The following is a 4,035-nucleotide window of genomic DNA, read 5'->3' as shown; positions in this document are numbered from 1 at the left end:
CCTTGTCAAACGTCTCTGCCGCTTATTTCAGGCATGAATATCACAGATGCTTGCCAAAGAAAGCAGTCAATTTGTCCACCGCCTGTTTGACATATTCCGGCTTCCAGTAAGTTTCAATATGGGTCGCACCGGGAATTTTGAACAATTCCTTGTTGCCCGTGCCGGTGGCATTGGCAAAGGTTTCTTCGGTCATATACAGCGAATCGGCTTTGTCTCCGGCAATCATCAATAGCGGCTGGTTAATCAAATCGACGTTCGTATTAACGTCAAATTCCATCAAATCGAGCAGACTGCTGACGGTGCTGTTGGTTTTGGAATTAGGGTGGAAATGGGTTTGCGCGTAGTATTCATAACCTTGGCGGTATAAATCGACCGGAATGGCGGCGACCTGTTCCGGGGTCATGCCCGCGCCAAATTCCGGGGTGTATTGTATTTCGCCGGTTTGTGCTTCTTTCATTTTTGCAGCGGCAGCATCGGCGAGGCGTTGCTGGATGGTATCTTTTTGACTGCGCAGATAGCCGTTACGGCGGGCATCGCCGGTATTGAACATACTGAGGGTGGCGACAGATTTGAAGCGCTTGTCGGTTTGCGCAGCTTTAATGGAGTAACCACCGCCGCCACAAATGCCGAGCAATCCCAAATGTTCACCGTCCGCGCCCGGATATTGGCTGATGTAATCGGCGGCAGCGCGAATGTCCTCAATCCGGTTTTGCGGCTTGTCGGTATAACGCGGCTCGCCACCGCTGGCGCCTTGATAGGCGGCATCGAAGGCAATGGTGATATAGCCTTTTTCCGCCAGTTGTTGTGCGTACAATCCGGCGACCTGCTCTTTGACGCCGCCATTGGGATGGGCGACGACAATGGCCGGATATTTTTTCGCCGGGTCGTAACCGGCAGGCGTATAAACATTCGCCGCGATTTCTATGCCGGTTTGTTTTTGCGTGTATCGCACCGGGTGAATGTTCACCTTGCCGGATTCGTTTTGCGTGATTGCCCCGGCATAAGTCAGGGTAAAGGGATTGTCCCGGTAATTATTGGCCATGCTGTATTCTCCAAAGGTAAGTGCCATTGCGGCGGTCAAGAAAAGGATTTTGCGGTTCATCGCTGCTCCGTTGTGTGGGCGGGCGCATTATAGCCACCGCAGGCGTGGCGTATTATGTGGGATAATTGCATACAGTTTTGAGCAAACTTTAGTAATGAGATCATGATGAGCAGGCATTTCAATGATTTATATGCGTTCCGCATCATCGCGCAGTCCGGCAGTTTTACCCGCGCGGCGCGGCAGTTGGGGGTGTCGCCTTCGGCACTAAGTCATGCGATGAATGCGCTGGAAGCCCGGCTGGGACTCAAGTTGCTGAACCGCACCACCCGTAGCGTTTCCACGACGGATGCCGGGCAGCAATTATGCGAGCGCATTGCGCCCCTGTTCGATGCCATTCAGACGGAAGTATTCGAGATGGGGCGTTTCCGCGAGGCGACGGTGGGCAAGGTGCGGATGAATGCTTCGGAGAATGTCGCCCTCAATATTGTTTATCCGAAATTGCGCGATTTTTTGCCCCGGCATCCTGAATTGCAGGTAGAGCTTTATTTGAATAACGGCTTTGTCGATATTGTCGCCGAACGTTTTGACCTGGGGGTGCGCATGGGTGCCGATGTGGCACAGGATATGGTCGCCATCCGTATTGCCCCGGATTTTGAAATGGTGACGGTTGCCGCACCAAATTATTTGGCGGAAAAGGGCACGCCGCAATCGCCGCAGGATTTGGCAGGGCATACTTGTATCGGCCTTGCGCTCAATGTCCATGAGCATTTGCTGGAATGGTATTTTTGGCAGGATGGCGCGGAGCGGAAGGCGGATATTCATTATTCGCCGGTTTTTAACAGCAATGTGTTGGTGAGAATGGCGGCGCGGGATGGTCTCGGCATTGCCTGGCTGCCATTGCTGATGGTGGCCGAAGATATTGCCGCCGGGCGGCTAGTGGAGATTCTGCGCGATTACCGCATGATTTATCCCGGCGCGTATTTGTATTTTCCGAAAAACCGCCACAAACCGGCGGGATTGCAGGCGTTGATTGAAGCACTACGCTGGGAGGGGTAAGCCGCTGATGCGCGCCTTTGCCATCGACACCGCTGCGGTGCAATGGCTCACCACCGGCTATTTGCTCGCGCTGGCGCTGGTGGTGCCGCTGTCGTCGTTCCTCAAGCGGCGTTTTCCGCTGAAGGCGCTGTTTCTCTGCGCCAATCTGCTTTTTCTCGCGGCGACGCTGCTTTGCGCGCTGGCGCCGCATTTCGCGCTGCTGCTCGGCGGGCGCTTGTTGCAGGGGGCGGCGACCGGGATTGCCTTGCCGTTGATGTTCAACATCATTTTGACACAGGCACCGCCGAGCAAACTCGGCCTGCTGATGGGGATTGGCTCGCTCATTACCGCGATGGCGCCTGCGGTCGGGCCGGTGCTGGGCGGGGTGATTGTCGATGCTTATGGCTGGCGCGTGATTTTTTGGGTGCTGGTGCCGGTGCTGCTGCTTTCGCTCGCCCTCGGCGCGGCGGCGGTGCGGCAAAGCGAGCCGCTGACGAAAGAAGCGCGTTTTTCGCCGCTGGATTATGCGCTGCTGGCGGCGGGGTTCTGCGCCTTTATTCTCGCCACGGAGCGGATGACGCACGGCGGTGCCGCCCTGTGGCTGCTGTTTGCCGCAAGTAGCCTGGCGCTGGCCGGGTTCGCTCGCCGTTCAGCGCGCAGCGATTGGCCGCTGTTGCGCCTGTCGGTGTTCCGTGAGCGCACTTTCGTTTATTGCCTGCTGTTTGTGCTGCTGATTCAGTTCTGCGTGCTCGCGCTCGGCTTTTTGATTCCGAACTACTCGCAGCTCGCGGGCGGCGAATCGGCGCGCACCGCCGGGCTGCTGCTCCTGCCCGGTTGTCTGCTCGGCGCGCTGATGGCACCGTTTGCCGGACGGCTGCTCGACCGCTTCGGCGCGGCGCGCCCGGTGCTGGGCGGCAGCGTGCTGGTTATTGTCGCGCTCTTGCTGTTCGCCGTCTGTGGGCGGGTGCTGACCACGCCGCTGTTCATGCTGTTTTATACGCTCTATGCCTGCGGGCAGGGGCTGGCGGTCGGCAATGCGATGACGCACGGCCTGCGCCACCTGCCGCCGCAACTCTCCGCCGACGGCAACGCGGTGCTGAACACGCTGCAACAACTGGCAGGCGCGGTCGGCACGTCGGTCGCGGCGAGCATTGTCGCCGCCGCACAGGCACACGCGCCGGACGACCTCGCCCGTGGCACGCTCACGGGCAGTCAGTATGCGTTTTTCCTGCTGGCAGGGCTGGCGGTCATCGCGCTGGGCTGCGCGCTGCGCGGGGTGCGTACGTCGCATCGTGCATAAAGTGGCGACGTTCGCCGATTTTTCCCGTATTCACCGCGCCGCGTACGACATAGACTGCGCGCTCTCTTAATCCATCGGAGCAAGCATGAACCAACAGACAACAACCGCCCTCATCCGCGCCGCCTCACCAACGGTAGTGGAGGCGTGATGCGTAAACTGCCACAGCGATACGCGGGCGTACTTTTCTCGCTTTATGCCTCGGCCATCATGGTGCTGATTGTCAGCGGCGTGTTGGTCGCACTTAATACCGGGTTGGATGCGGGCTATCCGGCGCGGCTGCTGAAGGCCTACCTGATTACCTGGCCGGTCGCTTTTGTCAGCCTGCTGGCGGTGCGACCGCTGGTGCTGCGACTGGTCGCAGCGAGTGTGCAATCTTGATGACAAGGGCGGGATTTCCCCGCCCTTTTTATTCCTCTTCCAGCGCCGCGCTGCCCGTCAGTGTGCGCTGCTGTTCGATGATTTTCTTCAGCATTTCCAGAAACAGCCCGCGTTCGTGTTTGCTCAGCGTCGCCAGTGCCTCCTAGTTGACGCTGCGGGCGATGCCCGTCACTTCTCGCGCAGCGACAAGTATTGCTCGCGCAGTAAGAGAGCCGTTTCGTTTGACGGGCGGTTACGCTGCGCTAACCGCCCCTACGGCTTGTTTCTACGGATTTCCATC

General features: G+C 58.3%; 5 protein-coding genes. 4 read left to right on the top strand and 1 reads right to left on the bottom strand.

The annotated features are described in order from the left end of the window. Positions 1 to 40 precede the first annotated feature (40 nt). Entirely contained in the window at positions 41 to 1,042 is a 1,002-nt protein-coding gene (locus tag Q0349_RS01740) for an alpha/beta hydrolase (RefSeq protein WP_366916251.1), read from the bottom strand. A gap of 162 nt (positions 1,043 to 1,204) precedes the next feature. Here Q0349_RS01740 and Q0349_RS01735 point away from each other — a divergent pair, with 162 nt between their 5' ends. The 4 genes from Q0349_RS01735 to Q0349_RS01720 form a co-directional block, all read left to right on the top strand. Beyond that, positions 1,205 to 2,098, top strand: a complete 894-nt coding sequence (locus tag Q0349_RS01735) for a LysR family transcriptional regulator (RefSeq protein ID WP_298079095.1) — start codon at positions 1,205 to 1,207, stop codon at positions 2,096 to 2,098. Beyond that, a complete protein-coding gene (locus Q0349_RS01730) occupies positions 2,073 to 3,377 on the top strand; it encodes an MFS transporter (RefSeq protein WP_298079094.1) in 1,305 nt (434 codons plus the stop codon). The genes Q0349_RS01735 and Q0349_RS01730 overlap by 26 nt, the downstream gene beginning before the upstream one ends. A gap of 147 nt (positions 3,378 to 3,524) precedes the next feature. Then, positions 3,525 to 3,755 (top strand): DUF2798 domain-containing protein, encoded by a 231-nt coding sequence (locus Q0349_RS01725; protein WP_298079092.1) that lies wholly within the window; start codon positions 3,525 to 3,527, stop codon positions 3,753 to 3,755. Continuing rightward, positions 3,742 to 4,035, top strand: a 294-nt coding sequence (locus tag Q0349_RS01720; protein ID WP_298079091.1) for a hypothetical protein, incomplete at its 3' end; no start/stop codon positions are given. The genes Q0349_RS01725 and Q0349_RS01720, both read left to right, overlap by 14 nt.

The organism is uncultured Cardiobacterium sp. (genome assembly GCF_938028185.1).
In the GTDB taxonomy this organism is placed as follows: domain Bacteria; phylum Pseudomonadota; class Gammaproteobacteria; order Cardiobacteriales; family Cardiobacteriaceae; genus Cardiobacterium.
This window is presented reverse-complemented; position numbering and strand designations above follow the sequence as displayed.